The following is a 620-nucleotide window of genomic DNA, read 5'->3' on the forward strand; positions in this document are numbered from 1 at the left end:
CACAAGCGGTGGAGCATGTGGTTTAATTCGATGCAACGCGAAGAACCTTACCTACTCTTGACATCCAGAGAACTTAGCAGAGATGCTTTGGTGCCTTCGGGAACTCTGAGACAGGTGCTGCATGGCTGTCGTCAGCTCGTGTTGTGAAATGTTGGGTTAAGTCCCGCAACGAGCGCAACCCTTATCCTTTGTTGCCAGCGGTTCGGCCGGGAACTCAAAGGAGACTGCCAGTGATAAACTGGAGGAAGGTGGGGATGACGTCAAGTCATCATGGCCCTTACGAGTAGGGCTACACACGTGCTACAATGGCGCATACAAAGAGAAGCGACCTCGCGAGAGCAAGCGGACCTCATAAAGTGCGTCGTAGTCCGGATTGGAGTCTGCAACTCGACTCCATGAAGTCGGAATCGCTAGTAATCGTAGATCAGAATGCTACGGTGAATACGTTCCCGGGCCTTGTACACACCGCCCGTCACACCATGGGAGTGGGTTGCAAAAGAAGTAGGTAGCTTAACCTTCGGGAGGGCGCTTACCACTTTGTGATTCATGACTGGGGTGAAGTCGTAACAAGGTAACCGTAGGGGAACCTGCGGTTGGATCACCTCCTTACCTGAAGATAC

The 620-nt window shown here is 52.4% G+C and carries 1 rRNA gene; it reads left to right on the plus strand.

Annotated elements, in window-relative coordinates:
- Positions 1-609, plus strand: a 16S ribosomal RNA gene (locus tag ACPUC8_RS25995); the annotation flags it as partial.
- Positions 610-620: the final 11 nt, after the last annotated feature.

Source organism: Pantoea sp. CFCC18177, assembly GCF_059412425.1.